This window comes from Sphaerisporangium sp. NPDC005288, assembly GCF_040607475.1.
Classification (GTDB): domain Bacteria; phylum Actinomycetota; class Actinomycetes; order Streptosporangiales; family Streptosporangiaceae; genus Sphaerisporangium; species Sphaerisporangium rhizosphaerae.
This window is the reverse complement of the sequence record NZ_JBEXGT010000026.1, coordinates 107,867-125,853: the sequence shown is the minus strand read 5'-3', so window position 1 is coordinate 125,853 and position 17,987 is coordinate 107,867. Positions and strand designations below refer to the sequence as shown.

The window sequence follows — 17,987 nt, the reverse complement described above, 5'->3', positions numbered from 1 at the left end:
GGCCTGCGGCGCGCCGGTGCGCGTGGTGCTCGGCCGCGACGAGGAGCTCGCCGACGCCGGCAACCGCCCCGGCACCCGCACCGAGATCGCCCTGCTCACCGACGACGCCGGCGACCTGGCGGCCCTGACCGTGGACGTGTACGGCCGCGGCGGCGTGGCCGTCGGCTCGGCCGTGGCCCTGCAGGCCCGCATGATGTACGGGAAGGCGCCGCGGCGGCTGCGCGACTACGACGTGGTCACCAACGAGCCGCCCGGCGCCCCGTTCCGCGGCCCCGGGGCGCCGCCCCTACTGTGGGCGCTGGAGCAGGCGGTGGACGAGGCCGCGCACCGCCGCGGCGAGGACCCGATCGCCCTTCGCCGCCGCTGGGACGGCAACCCCAAGCGGCGGGCGCTGTACGACCGGGCGGCGGCGCTGCCCCTGTGGACCGGACGGCCGGCCACCGGCGCCGGGTCGGGGCGTTTCCGCCGCGGCGTCGGCGTGGCCGCCGCCAACTGGATCTACGTCGTGGACCCGGGAACCGAGGTGGAGCTGCGGGTCGAGGACGGCCTGGTCGTGGCCCGCACCGCCACCCAGGACATCGGGACCGGCGTCCGCGGCGTCATCGCGGCCGTGGTGGCCGAGGAGCTCGGCCTGCCCGCCGGGGCGGTGCGCGTCGAGATCGGCCGGACCGGGACCGTGCACGGGCCGGGCGCCATGAGCAGCCGCGGCACGGCCTCCGTCGGACCCGCGGCGCGCGACGCCGCCCGGCGGCTCCGCGAGCTCGGCCTGACCGAGGGAGCCCGCGTGGTCGGCGGGCGCCGCGGCGACCGGCGCGGCTACCTCACCCCGTTCGCCGTCGCCGGCATGGCGCTCGGGCGCGGGCTCAGCGGCGCCGTCCACGTCACCGAGGTCGAGGTGGACACCCGCCTCGGCGTGGTCCGGCCGCTGCGGGTGTGGGCCGGCATCGCGGCCGGGCACATCTACGCCGATCGCCTGGCGCGCAGCCAGTGCGAAGGCGGCGTCGTCCAGGGCGTCGGCTACGCCCTGTACGAGGAGCGCCACGTCGACCCGGCGACCGGCGTGGTGCTCACCACCGGCCTGGACGACTACCACCTGCCCGGCATCGGCGACTGCCCCGAGATCGAGGTGCACTTCCACCAGGAGGGGTGGGACCACGTCAACGGGCGGGGCGTCGGCATCGGCGAGGTCTCCACCATCGGCGTGGCCGCCTCGGTGGGCAACGCCGTCCACAACGCCACCGGCTGGCGCCCCCGCGACCTGCCCATCCGCCCCGACCGGCTCCTCGAAGGGATCACCGCCCGATGACCACCTCGCTCACCGGCATCGGCGAGGCCGCGCGGCGCGGCGGGGAACTCCGCGCGGGCGGCACCGACCTGATGTCCCGCCCCGCCGCCGGACCGCACATCGACCTGCGCGGCCGGCCGGAACTGTCCGGCGTCGTCTGGCGGGAGGACGGCACGGTGCGCGTCGGCGCGCTGACCACGATCGCCGATCTGGCCGCAGACCCGCGTCTCGCCTCCGCCCACCCCTGCCTGGCGCGGACCGCGGCGGCCGTGGCGACGCCCGAGATCCGCGCGGTGGCCACGCTCGGCGGCAACCTGCTGCAGCGCAACCGGTGCCCCTACTTCCGCAGCCCGGCGTTCTCCTGCTTCCAGGACGGCGGCCACGACTGCCCGGCCCAGGACGGGCTCACCCTGCGCGCCGCGGTCGTGCGAACCGGTCCGTGCCTCGCCCCGCATCCCTCGTCCCTGGCCGTGGCGCTGCTCGCCTGTGAGGCGTCGGTGGAGGTGCACGGCGAGGCCCCGTTCCCCGTGGGCGAGCTGTACGGGGACGGCGCCGACCCCACGCGGGATCATCTGCTCCCTCCGGGCGCCATCCTCGCCGCCGTCGTCCTGCCGCCGCCGCGCGCGGGGGAGCGCGCCGCCTACCACCGGGCGACCGCCCGCGCGTACGCCGAATGGCCGCTGGCCGAGGCCGCGGCGCGGCTCGTGGTGGACGACGGCCGGGTGAGGTTCGCCCGGGTGGCGGTGGGCGGCGTCGCGCGCGTCCCCCTGCGCCTCACCGAGGTCGAGCAGGCCCTGCTGGCCGGAGAGCCCCTGGAACAGGCGGCCGCCCGCGCCGCCGCCCGGTGCACCCCCACGATCCAGAACGCCTACAAGATCGCCCTGCTCACCGGCACCATCCTCCAAGCCCTGGAACAGGCGGCAACCCCACGATGACCCCCTGAGCATGCCGCGCTGATGGCGTGAGGCACCTACCGGCGCGAGGGCACCGATAGGTTCCGTACTTCCTGGACCCGGCGGACCGCCGGTGCGGGCTGAACGTCAGGATCGGCGCTTGTCGGTCTGACGAGGGTGGCCGGTACCCGCCTGCGTGATCCATATGATGCGTTGATCGTCGTCGATGGCGTACCAGATCCTGCCGCCCCCGGTCACCTCGTACTGCCACTGCTCCAACTCGACCCCGGCGATCTTCACGGCCTTGAGATCGAACTTCAGGCGGTGCTGCCGGGCCACGTCGCCGCTGCCACGTGGATCGGCGGTGATGGCGATCCAGGCCCGGTCGAGGTTCGCGGGGGTTTGGGACAGGAGTGAAGCCCACCCCAGCGCGGCTTGGCGGTCGACGAGCCGTACGACCCAGCCGGTGGGCCGTCGCACCTCGTCACCACGCTTCACCTTGTCACTCATCGACGGCGCCGGGCCGTGGAAGGTCGGTGGCGTCAGTGGTGGCGAAGGGGCCGCGGAGTCGGCGGGCGAGTTCGGGGTCGGAGTAGATCTCGGCGGTGGAGGTCCATTCACGCAGCGCGCGGGCGAACGGGACGAGCAGCCCGGTGTCGGCGCCGGCGAGGAGGTGATCGAGAAGTTCGCTCACGCATTCCATGCGGGCCTCGGCGGGTAGCCAGGTCAACCAGGGGAGTTCCTCGGCGAAGACCTGCTCGGCCAGACCGCGATTCCCGCGCGCGATGATCGACAGCGACCGGGCGGCGAGCCGGAGCCCGTCGGACATGGCCTGGAAGCGCTCCGACCGCATCAGGACCAGATTCTCGGCATCCCTTCGTTCCAGGATGACATCGGCGTCGTCGAGCGCCGGGAACACGCTGGTCTGCTTGTTGATCAGCGTCGAGAAGGGAAAAGACCGTGTCGCCATGCCGCCATCTTACACTGCTAGTTCGAAAGTAGTTCAGTTGACCATCCGGGCTGCGAACAACACCTCCGCGATGCGTCGGCCGCTGCTGTGCAGCAGCTCGCGCACCCATCGACAAGGGATCACAGAACCCACTCTGGTAGGTAGGCGCTTAAGTGACCACGCGGTTCTGTTCGGTTAGGCGCACAGGGGCGGCGGAGCGGGTCGGTCAGCCGGGGGTTGGTACCTGGGTGGCCGTTCGGAGGAGGGATACGGCCTGGGCGTGGCGTTCGAGGAGGACGGTGACGAGTTCGGGGGCGGGGCCGAGGGGGGCGGCGACCGTGTGGGCGCCGGCGGCCAAGGCGGTGCGCCGCACCTTGTCGGCGAAGTACCCGGGGGCGAGCAGGTAGGTGGCCACCACCACGCGGGCCGGGCGTGCATGACGCGCCGGAGAGTCAGAACGTGCGGGGAAGTCATGGCGCGCCGGAGAGTCATGACGTGCTGGAGAGTCATGAGGTGCTGGAGGGTCATGGCGCGCTGAGGTGCGCGGGCCGGCGCCGAGCGCTGGACTCAAGGGGGAGGGGTGGGCGGCCAGCAGGCGCCGGACGGCCTCCTCGGGGGTGGGGGAGGCGGCGGAGGCGTAGGCGGGGGTCACCGAATGCCAGCCGCGCGCGAGCGCCCAGTCATGGGCCATCTCGTCGATCACCGCGATCGCCCGGTGGTCGCTGGACCCCGCGGACACCAGGACGACGGCGGTCTCCGGGTCGCCGATCTCGACGCCCGCCTCGGCGAGCCGCCGCTCCAGCGCGGTGATCAGCAGGGGGTGCGGGCCGAGCGCGGCGCCCTGGTGGACCACGAGCGGCGGGCGCGTCCGGGCCGGCATCGCGGCGCCGAGGCCGGGGGAGCGGGACGGGCGCGCGGACCTCTCGGGGTGCGTGTCACGGCGCGCGGCCTCCTCTCGCAGGAAGGCGGGGATGTCGACGCGGGTGTGGTAGGCGTCGGTGAGCAGCAGGGGAAGGACGACGGCCTCGTCCAGAGAGGCCAGCACCTCGGGCAGGGACGGCCGCGCGTGGTCCAGGTAGGCGGCGTGGACGGCCAGGCCGGGGCGGGCAAGGCGCACACGCTCCAGCAGCGCCTCCACCGTGGCGGTGGCGCGCGGGTCGCGTGACCCGTGCGCCACCGCCACCAGCGGCGGGACACGCCCTGGGAGGACGATCGGCAGCCCGTGCCGGACCTGGATCCGGAAGGGGCCGGGAACGGTGTTCAGAACCGGGCCTCGTGTGCGGTCGGTCGCGGGTCGTGGCGGGCCCGCGCGTCGGATGGGCGGTCTGTCGGAAGGTGGACGGGCGGTCGGTCAGAGGTGGACGGGCGGTCTGTCAGAGGTGGATGCCGCACTCGGTCTTGCCGAGGCCGGCCCAGCGGCCGCTGCGGGGGTCCTCGCCGGGGGCGACGCGGCGCGTGCAGGGGCCGCAGCCGATCGACGGGTAGCCGTCGTAGTGCAGCGGGTTGATCAGCACGCCGTTGTCGGACATGTAGTTGTCGACGTCGTCCTGCGTCCAGCGGGCGATCGGGTTGACCTTGACCATCTGGCGCTTGGCGTCCCACTCCACGACCTTGGTGCCCGCCCGGCTGGGCGACTCGTCGCGGCGGATGCCGGAGATCCACGCGAGGTAGGGCTCGAGCGCGCGGTTCAGCGGCTCGACCTTGCGCAGGTAGCAGCACAGGTCGGGGTTGCGGCCGTGCAGGCGCGGGCCGAGGTCGCGGTCCTGCTCCTCGACCGTGCGGGACGGCTTGACGTTGATCACGTTGACGTCGTACACCTGCTGGACGGCGTCACGGGTGCCGATGGTCTCGGCGAAGTGGTACCCGGTGTCGATGAACAGCACGTCGACCCCGGGCTTCACCCGGCTCACCAGGTCGATCAGCAGGGCGTCGCTCATGGAGGAGGTGAGGCACAGCCGGTCGCCGAAGGTGGCCGCGGCCCAGCGGATGATCTCGCGGGCGGGGGCGTCCTCGAGGAACTGGGCGGCGGACTCGACGATGCCACGCAGGTCGAGCACGCCGCGCTGTCGTTCCAGTACGGCTTCGATCTCCACCAGTGTCATGACTCGCTCACTACTCCTCGATCTTCAGTGTGTGCGGCCGCCGGGCGCGGGGGCGCCCAGGACTCACCGCCGTTCATGAACGCACGCCGATGCCGAGGAACCTCAGCTTGAAGGCGCGGGCGCACGAGCGGCAGTACCAGCCGCCGTCGCCCTCATAGGGTTCGAGGTCCTCCTCGCCGCAGTACGGGCAGTGGAAGGGGACCGCGCGCTCGCTCACGCGTGCCTCCCCTCACCCGCGGCGGGGGCGCCGGGGGCCCTCACGTGAGGTCCGCCTCCTCGGCGCGCTGCACCCAGTCGGCGAAGGTCTCCTCGTCGTCCCGCTGGCTCTGGTAGTTCTTCAGGACGCGCTCGATGTAATCCGGCAGCTCGTCGGCCGTCGCCTTGAGTCCTCGGACCTTGCGCCCGAACCCGGGCTTGACGCCGAGCGACCCGCCGAGGTGGATCTGGAAGCCCTCCACCTGGTTGCCGCCGGCGTCGACGACGAGCTGGCCCTTCAAGCCGATGTCGGCCGTCTGGATGCGGGCGCAGGAGTTCGGGCAGCCGTTGACGTTGATCGTGAGCGGCTCCCCGAAATCGGGCAGGCGGCGCTCGAGCTCGTCGATGAGGTCCGAGGCCAGCCCCTTGGTCTCCACGATGGCCAGCTTGCAGAACTCGATGCCGGTGCAGGCCATCGTCTGGCGGCGGAAGGTGCTCGGGTTGACCTGCAGGTCCGCGGCCTCCAGGTCGGCCACGATGCCCTCGACCTTGTCCGGCGCGATGTCCAGGATGACCATCTTCTGCTCGACGGTTGTGCGGACGCGGGCCGAGCCGTACCGCTCGGCGATGTCGGCGATCAGGTGCAGCTTGTCGCCGTCCAGCCGTCCCACCTTGGGGGCGAAGCCGACGTAGAAGTTGCCGTCCTTCTGCGGGTGCACGCCCACGTGGTCGCGCCGGCCGCCGCGCGGCGTCTCGGGGGCGGGCCCGTCCGGCAGCGGGTAGCCGAGGTACTCCTTCTCCAGCACCTCGCGGAACCGCTCGACTCCCCAGTCGTTGACCAGGAACTTGATGCGGGCGCGGTGACGGAGCCGGCGGTAGCCGTAGTCGCGGAAGATGCCGATCACCCCGGCCCACACCTCGTGGACCTGCTCGGGGCGGACGAAGGTGCCAAGGCGCTTGGCGAGCATCGGGTTGGTGGACAGGCCGCCGCCCACCCACAGGTCGAAGCCCCTGTCGCCCTGCTCGTCGACGACGCCCACGAAGGCGATGTCGTTGATCTCGTGCACCGTGCAGTGGGCCGGGCAGCCGCTCATCGCCGACTTGAACTTGCGGGGCAGGTTCGAGAACGCCTTGTCGCCGATGTAGCGGGCGACGGTGTCGTCGATCTGCGGCGTCGCGTCGATCACCTCGTCGGCGTCGATGCCGGCCAGCGGGCAGCCGAGCATGACGCGCGGAGTGTCGCCGCAGGCCTCGGTGGTCGACAGCCCGACGGCCTCCAGGGCCTCCCAGATCGCCGGGACCGCCTCGACCTCGATCCAGTGGAGCTGGATGTTCTGCCGGTCGGTGACGTCGGCCGTGCCCCTGGCGTAGGTGTTGGCGATGTCGGCGATCGTGCGGAGCTGCTCGAGGCTGAGCTGGCCGCCGTCGATGCGGACGCGGAGCATGAAGTAGCGGTCGTCGAGCTCCTCGGGCTCGAGGATCGCCGTCTTGCCGCCGTCGATGCCCGGCTTGCGCTGGGTGTAGAGGCCGAACCAGCGGAACCGGCCGCGCAGGTCGGCGGGGTCGATGGAGTCGAAGCCCTGCTTGGAGTAGACGTCGATGATCCGCTGACGGACGTTCAGCCCGTCGTCGTTCTTCTTGTTCTCCTCGTTCTTGTTGAGCGGCTCGCGGTAACCGAGAGCCCATTGACCTTCACCACGCGGGCGCTTGTGGTGGCGGCTGGCAGGCCGGGGCGGGCTGGTCATGGGGCGTCCTTTGCCGAGAATGGTCGTCGGATCGCACGGACGCTCGTGAGCAGGCCGCCTGACGTCTCATGATCTGAGACGTGAGCGCATGAAAAAGGACGCCTGTCACGGGCCCGAGCTGGCGAGAGTCAACAGGGGGCGACGGTCAACAAGCGTCACAACAGATGGCACTGCGGACACGCAGGAAATCGACGTGACGTCGCACGACGAGAAGCGGGTCCGCTGGCATGTCCCAAACGATACCCGGCGTGTGGGCGATGTCCAATATCGGGTCCACACTTTGGGATATGGTGCCCCTTTTGGCTGGGGTCTCCGTCCCCAGGTAGGGGTTGCCGCCCACCCCAGAAGGGGTGCCGGCCGCGGTCACGCGGGGCCCCCATCGATCCCGGTCACGCGAGGGTCGCCGTCGGCCCTGGTCATGCGAGAGCCCCCGTCGGTCCCGGTCACGCGAGGGTCGCCGTCGGCCCTGGTCATGCGAGAGCCCCCGTCGGTCCCGGTCACGCGAGGGTCCCCCGTCACGCGAGGGCCCGCGCCCGGCCGGGCGGGCGGCCGTCGCCGGGCGGGCCGGCGAACGCCTGGGCGACCGCCGTCCAGGCCCCGGCCGTGTCGCCGCGCACCTCCAGTGAGGTGTCGGCCAGATCGCAGCGCTGGGTGACCAGCAGGCAGAAGTCCAGCACCGGGCCGCGCACCAGGTCGGCCGCATCCTCGGGACCGCTGGTCCACGGCGTGCCGTCGGGCAGGGTCAGCTCCACCCGCACCGGGTCCCGCGGCGGCGCGAGGCCACGGACGGTGAAGCCGTACGGCATCGCGCGCACGCCGAGGGCGGCCACGTGCCGCAGCCGGGCCGTCGGCACCCGCGCGATGCCGAGCGCGTCGGCCACGTCCTGGCCGTGCGCCCACGTCTCCATCAGCCGGGCGGTGACGAAGGACGCGGCGGACATGTCGGGCCCGTACCACGGCAGCCGCTCCTTGGCGTCGAGCTTCCCGAAGGCGTCGAGGCTGCGGGCGCGCGCCGCACGGAACCAGGCGAGCACCTGGCCGGGCGACAGGCTGCGTGCCGCGACGGCGATCTCGTCCACCGCGGTGTCCCCGCGGGCCGTCAGGGCCGGCAGCGCGGCGCGGAAGCACTCGGGATCGGTGGCGGCCGTGGTCGCCGCGTCGTCGAACCACGCGAGGTGGCTGATCTGGTCGCGGACCGCCCAACCTTCGGCGGGGGTCGGCAGCTCCCAGCCCGCCGGGTCCAGCGTCCGGATCATGGCCGTGAGCTCCGCGCCCTCCGCCCGGAGATCGGCCAGCAGCTCGGGCATGGAGACGGCCACGGGCACCTCCGCTTCGCATGTGCTGGCGTCAGCGTAACCGAGTGTTGTTCTGGGAGGAACAGGAGGAGAATGGGGCAGGTGATCTGCGAAGAGTGCAAAGATCACCGGCACGACGACTGCCGGGGCGGCTCCTGGTGCGACTGTCAGCACCGGCCCGCCGACGAGCCGCGCGAGAGCGTTCTCGTCTGGTCCCACACCAGCTAGCACGCAGCCCCGGTGCGCCGCGCGCCCTGACCCGCCGGCCCCGGCGCCCCGCGTGCTCTACCGCGCGGCCCCCGCGCCCGGCGCATTTCGACCCTCCGGTCCCGGCCCGCGTGCTCTGACGCGCGGCCCCCGCGTCCCGCGCATTCCGACCCGCCGGCCCCGTTCCCGCGTCCCGCGCATTACGACCCGCCGGCCCCGCCCCGCGTGCTCTAACGCGAGGCCCTCGCGTCCGGCGCGTTCGGGCCCGCGGCCCCCGCGTCCCGCGTGCCGGCATCGGCGCCCGGCGCCCGCCCGAGGAAGACGGCCAGCCCGTCGAGCAGCACGCGCAGCCCGAGCTCGAAGATCGCGTCGAGGTCGAGGTCGTAGCCGCCCTCCGCGAAGGCGGCCATGAGCCTGGCGAAGGCCGGATGCCCCCCGCCGGCGGCGATGGACCCCATGGCGGGGCCGTGCAGATCCATCCACTCGTCCTCCGACAGCCCGGTGGCGGCCAGGGCGTGGGCCTCCCGCTCCAGGTGCACGGCCAGGCCCTGGACGTACCCGTAGAGCAGCACCTGCAGGTCCAGCATGGTGGAGGCGGTCAGGCCGTGCTCTTCGAGCGCGCCGAGCATGTGCTCGCCGTGGGTGAGCAGGTTGGGCAGCGGCAGCGGCCTGGTGAGCGGGCTGAGCTGGGCCAGCCAGGGGTGGCGGCGGTGCAGGCCCCACAGGGCGCGGCCGCTCTCCTCCAGCCGGGCCCGCCATCCCGCCGGACGCTCGGGCGGGTAGGAGTGCTCGCCGAAGGCGGCGTCGGCCATCAGGAGCGTGAGCTCGTCCTTGCCGGGGACGTGACGGTAGATCGACATGGTGGCCACGCCGAGCCGGGCGGCGACGCCCCGCATGGACAGCGCGTCCAGCCCTTCCGCGTCGGCGATCTCGATCGCCGCCCGCACGACGCGCTCGCGCGTCAGCTCCGGCTCGCGGTGCCCGGCCTGTCCGGGCGCGGGGGACGACCGCCCCCCGCGGGGGATGCGGTCATGCCCTGGACGGGCCGCGCGCAGGGTGCGGTCATGCTCCAGACGGGCTTCGCGAAGGGTGCGGTCATGTGCCGAACCGGCTTCGAGTAGGGCGTCTTCGTGCCCCTGACGGGCATCCTCGGCCCCGTCCCCGCCGGAGCCGCGCGCCGCGGCCGGACCGGGCACGGAGTCCTCGCCGGCGTGGGGGGCCACGACCGTGCCGACGCGGGGGAGGGCGCTGACCACCCCCTCCTGCCTCAGCGTGGTCAGCGCCCTGGTGGCGGTGGCGAGGGCCACGCCCCACTGCCGGGCGATCTGCCGGGTCGACGGCACGCGGTCGCCGGGCGCGAGCCGGCCCTCGGCGATCTGCCGGCGGATGTCGGCGACGATGCGCCGGTACGGCGGCTCCACGGTCACGGCCCCTCCACCTCCCCATCTGTACTAGGACAGACGTTAGCAGACCGCGACTGCCATGCCCGCTGTACTAGTACATAATCCCAGGTCACAGGCTTGTATATTCTCATGCGTACGTTGTACATTCACCTTCGCGTACAACGTGACGACATGACGAGGAGACATCAGATGACCACCGTGCTCATCTCCGGGGCGAGCGTCGCCGGGCCGGCGCTGGCGTACTGGCTGCACCGCCACGGCCTCACCCCGACCGTGGTCGAGCGCGCGCCCGCGCCGCGTCCCGGCGGCCAGGCGATCGACGTCCGCGGCGTGGCGCTCGACGTGGCCGAGCGCATGGACATACTGGAGCCGCTGCGCCGCGTGCGCACCCGGATGCGCGGCATGTCCGTGCTCGACGGTGACGGCGCGGAGATCATGCGCTCGACCGAGCACACCTACAGCAGCGGCCCGCTGGACGGCGACGACATCGAGGTGCTCAGGGAGGACCTCACCGGGCTGCTGTACGAGCGCACCGCCGCGAGCACCGAGTACCTGTTCGGCGACTCGATCGCCGCGCTGGAGCAGGACGAGCACGGCGTCCGCGTGGAGTTCGAGCGAGCCGCGCCGCGCACCTTCGACCTGGTGATCGGCGCGGACGGGCTGCACTCCACCGTGCGGCGGCTCGCGTTCGGACCGGAGGCGGGCTTCACCCGCCACCTCGGGATGTACGTGGCCGTCTTCACCGCCGAGAACCTGCTGGACCTCGCGGACTGGCAGGTGTGGATCCGCGACGGCGACGCCGGCGGCGGGATCTACCCGGCCCGCGGCAACACCGAGCTGCGGGTCAACCTGGGGTTCGCCTCCGAGCCGCTCGCCTTCGACCACCGCGACCTCGACGCGCAGCGCCGGATCCTCGCCGAGCGGCTCGGCGGCATGCGCTGGGAGATCCCGCGGCTGCTCTCGGCCATGTGGAAGGCGCCCGACTTCTACTTCGACGCGATGGCCCAGATCCACCTGCCGTCCTGGTCGCGCGGGCGGATCACCTTGGCCGGCGATGCCGGCTACTGCGCTTCGCCGTTGTCGGGCCAGGGCACCAGCCTCGCCCTGGTGGGCGCGTACGTCCTGGCGGCCGAGCTCGCCGCGGCCGACGGCGACCACCGGCGGGCGTTCGCCCGGTACGAGCGGCGCATGCGCCCCTTCGCCGAGCGCAACCAGGCGCTGGCCACCGAGAACCCGGGCGGCCCCGCCTCCCAGGAGTCCGTCGACCTGGCCAAGAACGCCATCGCGCTGGACGGCTGATTCTCGTTGCGACCTCGCGAGACTTGAACGGCCGTTGACCTGCGCTTTCACCACCGTTTCCGGGAATGCGCCGGATACCATTGAAGGTCGCCCATGCCGGGACAGATAGGACGGCACTTCACGGGGTAGACGCCACGCAAGGAGATCGTTACACGGTGGGGTCGTGGTAGGGCCATGTTGCGAATACCTTTGGATGCCATGACGTCCACCGGCGCTCCTGCCAGGTCGCCCGGTCCCTCCGGCCGCGCGCCCCGCTGGAGGTTGGTCAGGTCCCGGGCCAAGCGGAACGCCGCCGCCGGGCTCTCCGCCGTGCGCGGGTCCAAGACCTTGGGCAGCCTGCGCGAGACGCGGCTGTGGGCGCTGGTGCGCGCGACCACCGTGGCCGGGTTCAACTTCCGCGTCACCGGCCTGGCCGGGGAGGCGGCGTTCTTCGCCCTGCTGTCGCTGCCCCCGTTCGTCCTCGGGCTCATCGGCCTGCTCGGGCACATGAGCGGCATCCTCGGCCCCGGCACCGTGGCCGAGACCCGCGGGTGGGTGCTGCGGCAGTCGCAGCTGCTGTTCACCGGCAACACCATCGAGCGCGTGGTGCGGCCGCTGCTGGACGACGTGCTGCGCGGCGGCCAGGTGTCGCTCATCTCCGTGGGCTTCCTGCTCGCGCTGTGGTCGGGCTCGCGCGCCCTGTTCGTCTACGTCGACCTGATCTCCATCGCCTACGGGCTCGGCGAGACCCGCGGCATCATCCGCACGCGCATCCTGTCCTTCGGCCTGTACCTGGCGGCGCTGCTCATCGGCCTGATCGTCATCCCCGTGCTGGTGGTCGGGCCGACGATCCTGTCCAACGCGCTGCCTCAGTACAGCGGCCTGGTGAGCGTGCTGTACTGGCCGGTGGTCACCATCGGGTCGGTGCTGGTGCTCACGCTGCTGTACCACGTGAGCGTGCCGGTGCGCACCCGCTGGTGGCGCGAGGTGCCCGGGGCGGTGCTGGCGCTGGTGATCTGGATCGCCTGCGCGGCGGTCCTGCGCGAGGTGCTGGCCGCGTGGTTCACGCCGCTGTCGATCTACGGTTCGCTGGCCGCGCCCATCGCCGTGCTGCTGTGGCTCTACATCACGGCGCTGGCGGTGCTCATCGGGGCCACGCTCAACGCCGAGGTCGACCGGTCGTGGCCGGGTGGCGGGCTCGGCAGAAACGGCGAGTCCGCTATCGTCTAACCGTCGGAACGCGACGTGACTGGCGCGTCTGGGTGGGGGCTACCACCAGGGAGCGAAGAGGTCGGAGGCCGGGCGCCTGGGTCTCCGCCGGAGCCAACGAAGGGTAGGGCCATGAGTTCTCTTGCGGACGTCGACCCGGAGATCGCCGAGTTGATCAGAGCGGAGGAACGCCGTCAGGCCGACACCGTCAAGCTGATCCCCTCGGAGAACTACGTCTCCCGGGCCGTTCTCGAGGCCACCGGCACCGTTCTCACCAACAAGTACTCCGAGGGCTACGCCGGTAAGCGCTACTACGAGGGCCAGCAGGTGATCGACCAGATCGAGACCCTGGCCATCGAGCGCGCCAAGTCGTTGTTCGGCGTGAACCACGCCAATGTGCAGCCGTACTCCGGCTCCCCGGCGAACCTCGCCATCTACATGGCCTTCCTGAACCCGGGCGACACCGTCATGGGCATGGGCCTGCCCTTCGGCGGCCACCTCACCCACGGCTGGTCGGTCTCGGCCACCGGCAAGTGGTTCACCCCGGTCAGGTACGGCGTGCGGCAGGACACCGGCCGCATCGACATGGACGAGGTGCGCGCGCTCGCCCTCGAGCACCGTCCCAAGCTCATCTTCTGCGGCGGCACCGCCATCCCGCGCACCATCGACTTCCCGGCCTTCGCCGAGGTCGCCCGCGAGGTCGGCGCCGTCCTGGCCGCCGACATCGCCCACATCGCGGGCCTGGTCGCCGGCGGCGCCCACCCCTCGCCGGTGGGGCACGCCGACGTCATCTCCACCACCACGCACAAGACGCTGCGCGGCCCGCGCGGCGCCATGCTGATGGCCACCGACGACGAGCACGCCAAGGCGCTGAACAAGGCCGTGTTCCCGGGCCTGCAGGGCGGCCCGCACAACCACACCACCGCCGCCATCGCCGTCGCGCTGCGCGAGGCGTCGGGTGAGGACTTCAAGACCTACGCCCACCAGGTCGTCCGCAACGCCAAGGCGCTGGCGGAGGAGCTGGCGGGCCGCGGCTTCGAGCTGGTCTCGGGCGGCACCGACAACCACCTCATCCTGATCGACCTGACCTCCAAGGGCGTCGCGGGCAAGCCGGCCGCGCAGGCCCTCGACCGGGCCGGGCTGGAGACCAACTACAACACCGTGCCGTTCGACCCGCGCAAGCCCTTCGACCCCTCCGGCCTGCGCATCGGCACCCCGTCGATCACCAGCCGCGGCATGGGCGAGAGCGAGATGCGGCAGATCGGCGCGTGGATGGACGAGGTCGTCACCGCTCTGGCCAAGGGCGACGCCGAGGAGGTTATCGCCCGCGTCCACGGCGAGGTCAGCGAGCTCACCGCCAAGTTCCCGGCCCCCGGGCTGAGCTGAGCCGCCCTCCGGCGCCGCGCGGCGCCGGAGGTTAAATGTGTTGCCCTGGTGAGCCGGGCCCGCGATATGGTGGGCCCGGCTTCGCCGTTGTGGGACGGCGGCATCATTCGACGGGAGGTGAGGATCATGCGGGTCTTTCTAGGCATGCCCGTGTCCGATTCCCTCCGGGTGGCCGTCGCGCGCTGAAGCCGTGAGGCGCCCGGTCTTCGAAAGGTGCCTCAGTTGACCGCCTCAGGTCATGATCTTTCCTCTCTGGGCTGGGACGAGTCCCTGGCCGCAGATCTTCCGGGCGGCGCCGTCCCCGCCCGCGTGGCCCGCGTCGACCGCGGGGTCGCCGACGTCATCACCGCCGACGGCCACCACCACGCCCAGTACGCCGCCCCGCTGCGCCGCGCGGCGGCGGCCGATACCGTCGCCCTTCCCTGCGTGGGCGACTGGGCCGCGCTCACCCGGCTGCCCGAGGGCCGCCACGAGCTGCAGGCGGTCCTGCCCCGCAGGACCAGCCTGGTCCGCGGCGGGGTGGGCCGCGACTCGCGGGGCGGGCTGTCCGGCGACTCCCAGGGGCAGGTGCTGGCCGCCAACGTCGATGTGGTGTTCGTCGCCGAGCCTGCCCTGCACGCCACCGACTTCGCCGACCTCGGCCGGGTCGAGCGCCTGCTCGCGCTCGCCTGGGAGAGCGGGGCACGGCCCGTCGTCCTGATCACCAAGGCCGACCTGGTCGGCGAGCACCTGGCCGGTCTGCTGGACGACGTGGCCGCCGCGGCGCCCGGGGTGGACCTGCACGCCGTCTGCTCGATCACCGGCGAGGGGGTGGAGGTCGTACGCGACCACCTCGCCGGTTCCCGCACCGCGGTGATCCTCGGGGCGTCGGGCGCGGGAAAGTCCACGCTGGTCAACGCGCTGGCGGGCGAGCAGGTCATGGAGACCCAGCAGGTTCGCGCGGGCGACGGCCGGGGCCGGCACACCACGGTGCACCGTGAGCTGATCCCGCTCGCCGGCGGCGGCCTGATCATCGACACGCCCGGCATCCGCCGGGTGGGTCTGTACGAGATGAGCCAGGGCGTCGACCTGGTGTTCTCCGACATCGAAGAACTGGCGGAGAGCTGCCGCTTCGGTGACTGCGGGCACCAGAGCGAGCCCGGCTGCGCGGTCCTGTCGGCGCTGGAGTCGGGCGAGCTGCCCGAGCGCCGCCTGGAGAGCTGGCGCAAGCTCCAGCGCGAGGCCGCGTGGATGGCCAGGCGCGGCGACGCCCGGCTCCGCGCGGAGGAGACGCGCAAGTGGAAGATCATCCACAAGTCGGTGCGCGGCCGGGGACGCCCCTGATCCCTGTGGCCGCCCTCGGCCCACGGCGGTCCGCCCCGCAGAACGGGGGGCGGGCCGCCCCTCCCGCCGGCAGGGCCCTCCTCGGGACGGCGTCGAGGCGTAGGTCGGCCGAAGCGTAGGTTGGAGGTATGGGCGCTGGCAGGGGGGTCTTCCTGCCCTTCGCCGACAGGGCGGAGGCGGGGGTCCTGCTCGCGGACGCGCTGGCCGAGGCCGGTCTGTCCGATCCGGTCGTGCTCGCCCTGCCGCGCGGAGGCGTGGCGGTGGCGGCGCCGGTCGCCGAACGCCTCGGTGTGCCGCTGGAGGTCCTGGTGACCCGCAAGATCGGCCACCCCTGGCAGCCGGAGCTGGGCATGGGGGCGATCGCCGAGGGCGGCGAGCCGGTGTTCGACGCCGATCTGCTGTCCCAGCTCACGACCACCGTCGAGGAGTTGGAGCCCATCGTCGCGCGCGAGCGGGCCGAGCTGGCCAGGAGGGTCAGGGCCTATCGCGGTGATCGGCCGCCGCCCGTCACCGCGGGGAGGGACGTCGTGGTCGTGGACGACGGGCTTGCCACGGGGGGAACCGCGCGGGCGGCTCTGCGCGCCGTGCGGGCGAGCGGGCCGCGCCGGCTGGTGCTCGCCGTGCCGGTGGGATCGTCGCGGACGGTGAAGGCGCTCGGCGAGGAGGCCGACCAGGTCGTCGCCCTCGCCACACCGGCGGGCTTCTACGCTGTCGGACAGTGGTACCAGCGCTTCGACCAGCTCACCGACGCCGACGTCCTGGCCCTGCTGAGACGTGAGCGGTGACGATCCGGGACTGGAGCGGGAGGCTCGTCGAGCGGTGTCGAGCGGTGAGGTCTGGACGCTCGTGGCTCGCGTCGAGCGGTGGCGTCACGCTGGAGCGCAGGGAGCGAGGCTCGGCGGGGGCGGCGGCGCGGCGCCCCCGCCAGAGCGATGCTTCGCGAGGGGGTGCCCTTGTCAGGGGGCGGTGGAGCGGGGAATGCCTTCCGGGGGAAGGGCATCCGCACGATCATGCGGCAATTGCGGCCCTGGAGGCGTACAGGAGCGGAAAAGCCGCATGATCATGCTGGAGGGATCATGCCGGTGGAGGGTCAGGCAGCACTGATGCCCGCGCTGGCGGCACGCCGCATGCGCCGACGGCGCTCGGACGCCCGCTCGTCCTCGTTGAGCCCACCCCACGTGCCGTACTTCTCGGGACGTGAAAGGGCGTAGTCGAGGCACTCCGCACGGACGGGGCACTGGGCGCAGATGGCCTTGGCCTTGCGCTCACGGATGTCGCGCTCCGGCTGACGCTCGCCGTCAGGGCCGAAGAACAGCACAAGGTCCTCTCCCCGGCACGCGGCGTCATCCTGCCAACCCCAGCTGGGGCGCGGGCGGGCGATCTGCCGACGTACCTGAGACATGAGAAACCACCTTAGGTGAGTAGGTGAGAGGTATTTCGTGTTTGTGCCGCATTGGACGCATATGGCGTCCCTCGTTCCAACGCCGTGATAGGCCGCGGTGTTCCCGGCTCCGTCGGAGCCTCAGGTCAGAACGGGCGTGCCGCACCGGAAAAGCTCCAGCGCCGCCAGCCTGTAGGTCGCGATCGTGTCGGCGCACGCCGTACCGCACGGCGTGAACGCCGCGCGCTCGACCACAACCCGGAACCGGACGTCCCCGTGGCGCACAATCGCCTCGGTGACGTCACCGTCCGACCTGGTGGATTCCACGGCCACTCCGCCTACCGAGAGCTCGCCCGTTTGTACCCGGACGAAATGCTCGGCGGCCTGCGATGGCTCAGGGATGCCCGCGCGTCCCCGGAAACGGTCGAGAACGATCTCGCCGTGCCGGTACGCGTTTGCCGCCGCGATCGCGGCAGCCTGAGACATGCTGCCGTAGTAAAGCCCGTGTGGCAAGCACACGAGGTTGGCGGCGTAGCGATCGCCGCCCACATGAGTGGTTTCCCACACTCTTCCCGGCTGGCTCTCACCCAAAACCCGCGCGATGGGAAGGCCAATGCGGGCACAACACGCGTTGCGCCTGGCATGCGTGCAGACCAGGAACACCGGCTCCTTCACCAGTATGCAGGACTCCGGAACCACTCCGCGCACAAGAGATCCCAGGTCAAGATCGCTCGGATCGTCGAAGTGGCCCTCGGCCAGCCACGGGACCTCGGCCGTGCTGTCGGCGACCATGACGTGGACCGGGCCCGGAGCGGCGCGGCGGTGCAGCGGACGGCGGATGAGCTGGGCGCGCACGCCCAGATCGGCCGCGCGCCGGATGAGCGCGTGGACCGCCTCGGGCAGCTCGCAGTCGGGAAGATGGGAGGCCCAAGGACCGGAATGCTCGACGAGCAGCCAGAACCGCGCGCCGGTTGTGGCGCTGGCGAGCACCGGCACCCCGCCCGTATGGCAGCCCGCGGGGTGGTCACACCCCCGTGCCCGCTCTGTCGTCACGCTTCCTCCCCGATCACTTAGGTAAGACTAACCTAACGGCGTTGAACCCTTCATGCGAGGGGTCAGGTACGCCCGGTGTCCGATTCGGGAGGACATATACAGCTTTGTCGGTGTGAGATTCATCACGGACCGATTTCTTCGGTCGGCTTGCCTCGTCGACCGTGACGCGTTAACCGCCACTTTCGCGCGGCATCCTCGCCCCGGCACCACGTGCGGCCATCCTCGCCCCGGCACCCCGAGTGGACATCTCGGCAGGCCGCTCGCCCTGGCACCCCGAGCCGGC

General features: G+C 72.2%; 17 protein-coding genes and 1 riboswitch. Of the genes, 7 read left to right on the top strand and 10 right to left on the bottom strand.

Annotated elements, in window-relative coordinates; all coding sequences use genetic code 11:
* A partial coding sequence (locus ABZU32_RS24280; RefSeq protein WP_354925273.1) for a molybdopterin cofactor-binding domain-containing protein occupies positions 1-1,306 on the top strand: 1,306 nt, incomplete at its 5' end.
* On the top strand, positions 1,303-2,220 hold the full coding sequence (locus ABZU32_RS24275) for an FAD binding domain-containing protein (protein ID WP_354925271.1): 918 nt from the start codon (positions 1,303-1,305) through the stop codon (positions 2,218-2,220). The genes ABZU32_RS24280 and ABZU32_RS24275, both read left to right, overlap by 4 nt.
* Positions 2,221-2,325: 105 nt before the next feature.
* Here the strand turns inward: ABZU32_RS24275 and ABZU32_RS24270 are convergent, their stop codons facing one another.
* From ABZU32_RS24270 to ABZU32_RS24235, 8 genes are all read right to left on the bottom strand, one after another.
* Entirely contained in the window at positions 2,326-2,676 is a 351-nt protein-coding gene (locus ABZU32_RS24270) for a hypothetical protein (protein WP_354925269.1), read from the bottom strand.
* 4 nt (positions 2,677-2,680) lie between these two features.
* Entirely contained in the window at positions 2,681-3,148 is a 468-nt protein-coding gene (locus tag ABZU32_RS24265) for a hypothetical protein (RefSeq protein ID WP_354925267.1), read from the bottom strand.
* 205 nt (positions 3,149-3,353) lie between these two features.
* Positions 3,354-4,304 carry a CbiX/SirB N-terminal domain-containing protein gene (locus ABZU32_RS24260; RefSeq protein WP_354925265.1) on the bottom strand — a complete coding sequence of 317 codons (951 nt, stop codon included), beginning with the start codon at positions 4,302-4,304 and terminating at the stop codon, positions 3,354-3,356.
* 196 nt (positions 4,305-4,500) lie between these two features.
* Positions 4,501-5,229: a phosphoadenylyl-sulfate reductase gene (locus ABZU32_RS24255; RefSeq protein WP_354925263.1), complete on the bottom strand. Its 729-nt coding sequence runs from the start codon at positions 5,227-5,229 to the stop codon at positions 4,501-4,503.
* 73 nt (positions 5,230-5,302) lie between these two features.
* Positions 5,303-5,446 carry an Insertion element protein gene (locus tag ABZU32_RS24250; protein ID WP_354838959.1) on the bottom strand — a complete coding sequence of 48 codons (144 nt, stop codon included), beginning with the start codon at positions 5,444-5,446 and terminating at the stop codon, positions 5,303-5,305.
* A gap of 40 nt (positions 5,447-5,486) precedes the next feature.
* Positions 5,487-7,169 carry a nitrite/sulfite reductase gene (locus ABZU32_RS24245; RefSeq protein WP_354925261.1) on the bottom strand — a complete coding sequence of 561 codons (1,683 nt, stop codon included), beginning with the start codon at positions 7,167-7,169 and terminating at the stop codon, positions 5,487-5,489.
* Positions 7,170-7,684: 515 nt separating this feature from the next.
* Positions 7,685-8,488, bottom strand: a complete 804-nt coding sequence (locus tag ABZU32_RS24240; protein ID WP_354838965.1) for a TIGR03084 family metal-binding protein — start codon at positions 8,486-8,488, stop codon at positions 7,685-7,687.
* A gap of 413 nt (positions 8,489-8,901) precedes the next feature.
* Positions 8,902-10,098: a GntR family transcriptional regulator gene (locus ABZU32_RS24235; protein WP_354925259.1), complete on the bottom strand. Its 1,197-nt coding sequence runs from the start codon at positions 10,096-10,098 to the stop codon at positions 8,902-8,904.
* Positions 10,099-10,263: 165 nt separating this feature from the next.
* Here ABZU32_RS24235 and ABZU32_RS24230 point away from each other — a divergent pair, with 165 nt between their 5' ends.
* The 5 genes from ABZU32_RS24230 to ABZU32_RS24210 all read left to right on the top strand — a co-directional run bounded on the left by ABZU32_RS24230 (position 10,264) and on the right by ABZU32_RS24210 (position 16,055).
* Positions 10,264-11,373 carry an FAD-dependent monooxygenase gene (locus ABZU32_RS24230; protein WP_354925257.1) on the top strand — a complete coding sequence of 370 codons (1,110 nt, stop codon included), beginning with the start codon at positions 10,264-10,266 and terminating at the stop codon, positions 11,371-11,373.
* Positions 11,374-11,571: 198 nt separating this feature from the next.
* Positions 11,572-12,582, top strand: a complete 1,011-nt coding sequence (locus ABZU32_RS24225) for a YihY/virulence factor BrkB family protein (protein ID WP_354925255.1) — start codon at positions 11,572-11,574, stop codon at positions 12,580-12,582.
* A 5-nt stretch (positions 12,583-12,587) separates the two neighbouring features.
* A riboswitch (ZMP/ZTP riboswitch) is annotated at positions 12,588-12,671 on the top strand.
* A gap of 22 nt (positions 12,672-12,693) precedes the next feature.
* On the top strand, positions 12,694-13,947 hold the full coding sequence (gene glyA / locus ABZU32_RS24220) for a serine hydroxymethyltransferase (protein ID WP_354838977.1): 1,254 nt from the start codon (positions 12,694-12,696) through the stop codon (positions 13,945-13,947).
* Between the two features lie 222 nt (positions 13,948-14,169).
* A complete protein-coding gene (gene rsgA / locus ABZU32_RS24215; RefSeq protein WP_354925253.1) occupies positions 14,170-15,270 on the top strand; it encodes a ribosome small subunit-dependent GTPase A in 1,101 nt (366 codons plus the stop codon).
* 128 nt (positions 15,271-15,398) lie between these two features.
* On the top strand, positions 15,399-16,055 hold the full coding sequence (locus ABZU32_RS24210) for a phosphoribosyltransferase family protein (RefSeq protein ID WP_354838983.1): 657 nt from the start codon (positions 15,399-15,401) through the stop codon (positions 16,053-16,055).
* Between the two features lie 305 nt (positions 16,056-16,360).
* On the opposite strand, the gene ABZU32_RS24205 is transcribed toward ABZU32_RS24210, so the two are convergent.
* Both ABZU32_RS24205 and ABZU32_RS24200 read right to left on the bottom strand, forming a co-directional pair.
* Positions 16,361-16,672 (bottom strand): WhiB family transcriptional regulator, encoded by a 312-nt coding sequence (locus ABZU32_RS24205; RefSeq protein WP_093171423.1) that lies wholly within the window; start codon positions 16,670-16,672, stop codon positions 16,361-16,363.
* Between the two features lie 120 nt (positions 16,673-16,792).
* Positions 16,793-17,647 carry a sucrase ferredoxin gene (locus ABZU32_RS24200; protein ID WP_354838988.1) on the bottom strand — a complete coding sequence of 285 codons (855 nt, stop codon included), beginning with the start codon at positions 17,645-17,647 and terminating at the stop codon, positions 16,793-16,795.
* Positions 17,648-17,987 lie beyond the last annotated feature (340 nt).

Excerpts from the sequence above, each read along its gene's own strand:
- ABZU32_RS24205 (WP_093171423.1), bottom strand. The coding sequence starts at position 16,672 with ATGTCTCAGGTACGTCGGCAGATCGCCCGCCCGCGCCCCAGCTGGGGT.
- ABZU32_RS24225 (WP_354925255.1), top strand. The coding sequence starts at position 11,572 with ATGACGTCCACCGGCGCTCCTGCCAGGTCGCCCGGTCCCTCCGGCCGC.
- ABZU32_RS24210 (WP_354838983.1), top strand. The coding sequence starts at position 15,399 with ATGGGCGCTGGCAGGGGGGTCTTCCTGCCCTTCGCCGACAGGGCGGAG.
- ABZU32_RS24275 (WP_354925271.1), top strand. The coding sequence starts at position 1,303 with ATGACCACCTCGCTCACCGGCATCGGCGAGGCCGCGCGGCGCGGCGGG.
- ABZU32_RS24230 (WP_354925257.1), top strand. The coding sequence starts at position 10,264 with ATGACCACCGTGCTCATCTCCGGGGCGAGCGTCGCCGGGCCGGCGCTG.
- glyA (WP_354838977.1), top strand. The coding sequence starts at position 12,694 with ATGAGTTCTCTTGCGGACGTCGACCCGGAGATCGCCGAGTTGATCAGA.
- ABZU32_RS24245 (WP_354925261.1), bottom strand. The coding sequence starts at position 7,169 with ATGACCAGCCCGCCCCGGCCTGCCAGCCGCCACCACAAGCGCCCGCGT.
- ABZU32_RS24255 (WP_354925263.1), bottom strand. The coding sequence starts at position 5,229 with ATGACACTGGTGGAGATCGAAGCCGTACTGGAACGACAGCGCGGCGTG.
- ABZU32_RS24265 (WP_354925267.1), bottom strand. The coding sequence starts at position 3,148 with ATGGCGACACGGTCTTTTCCCTTCTCGACGCTGATCAACAAGCAGACC.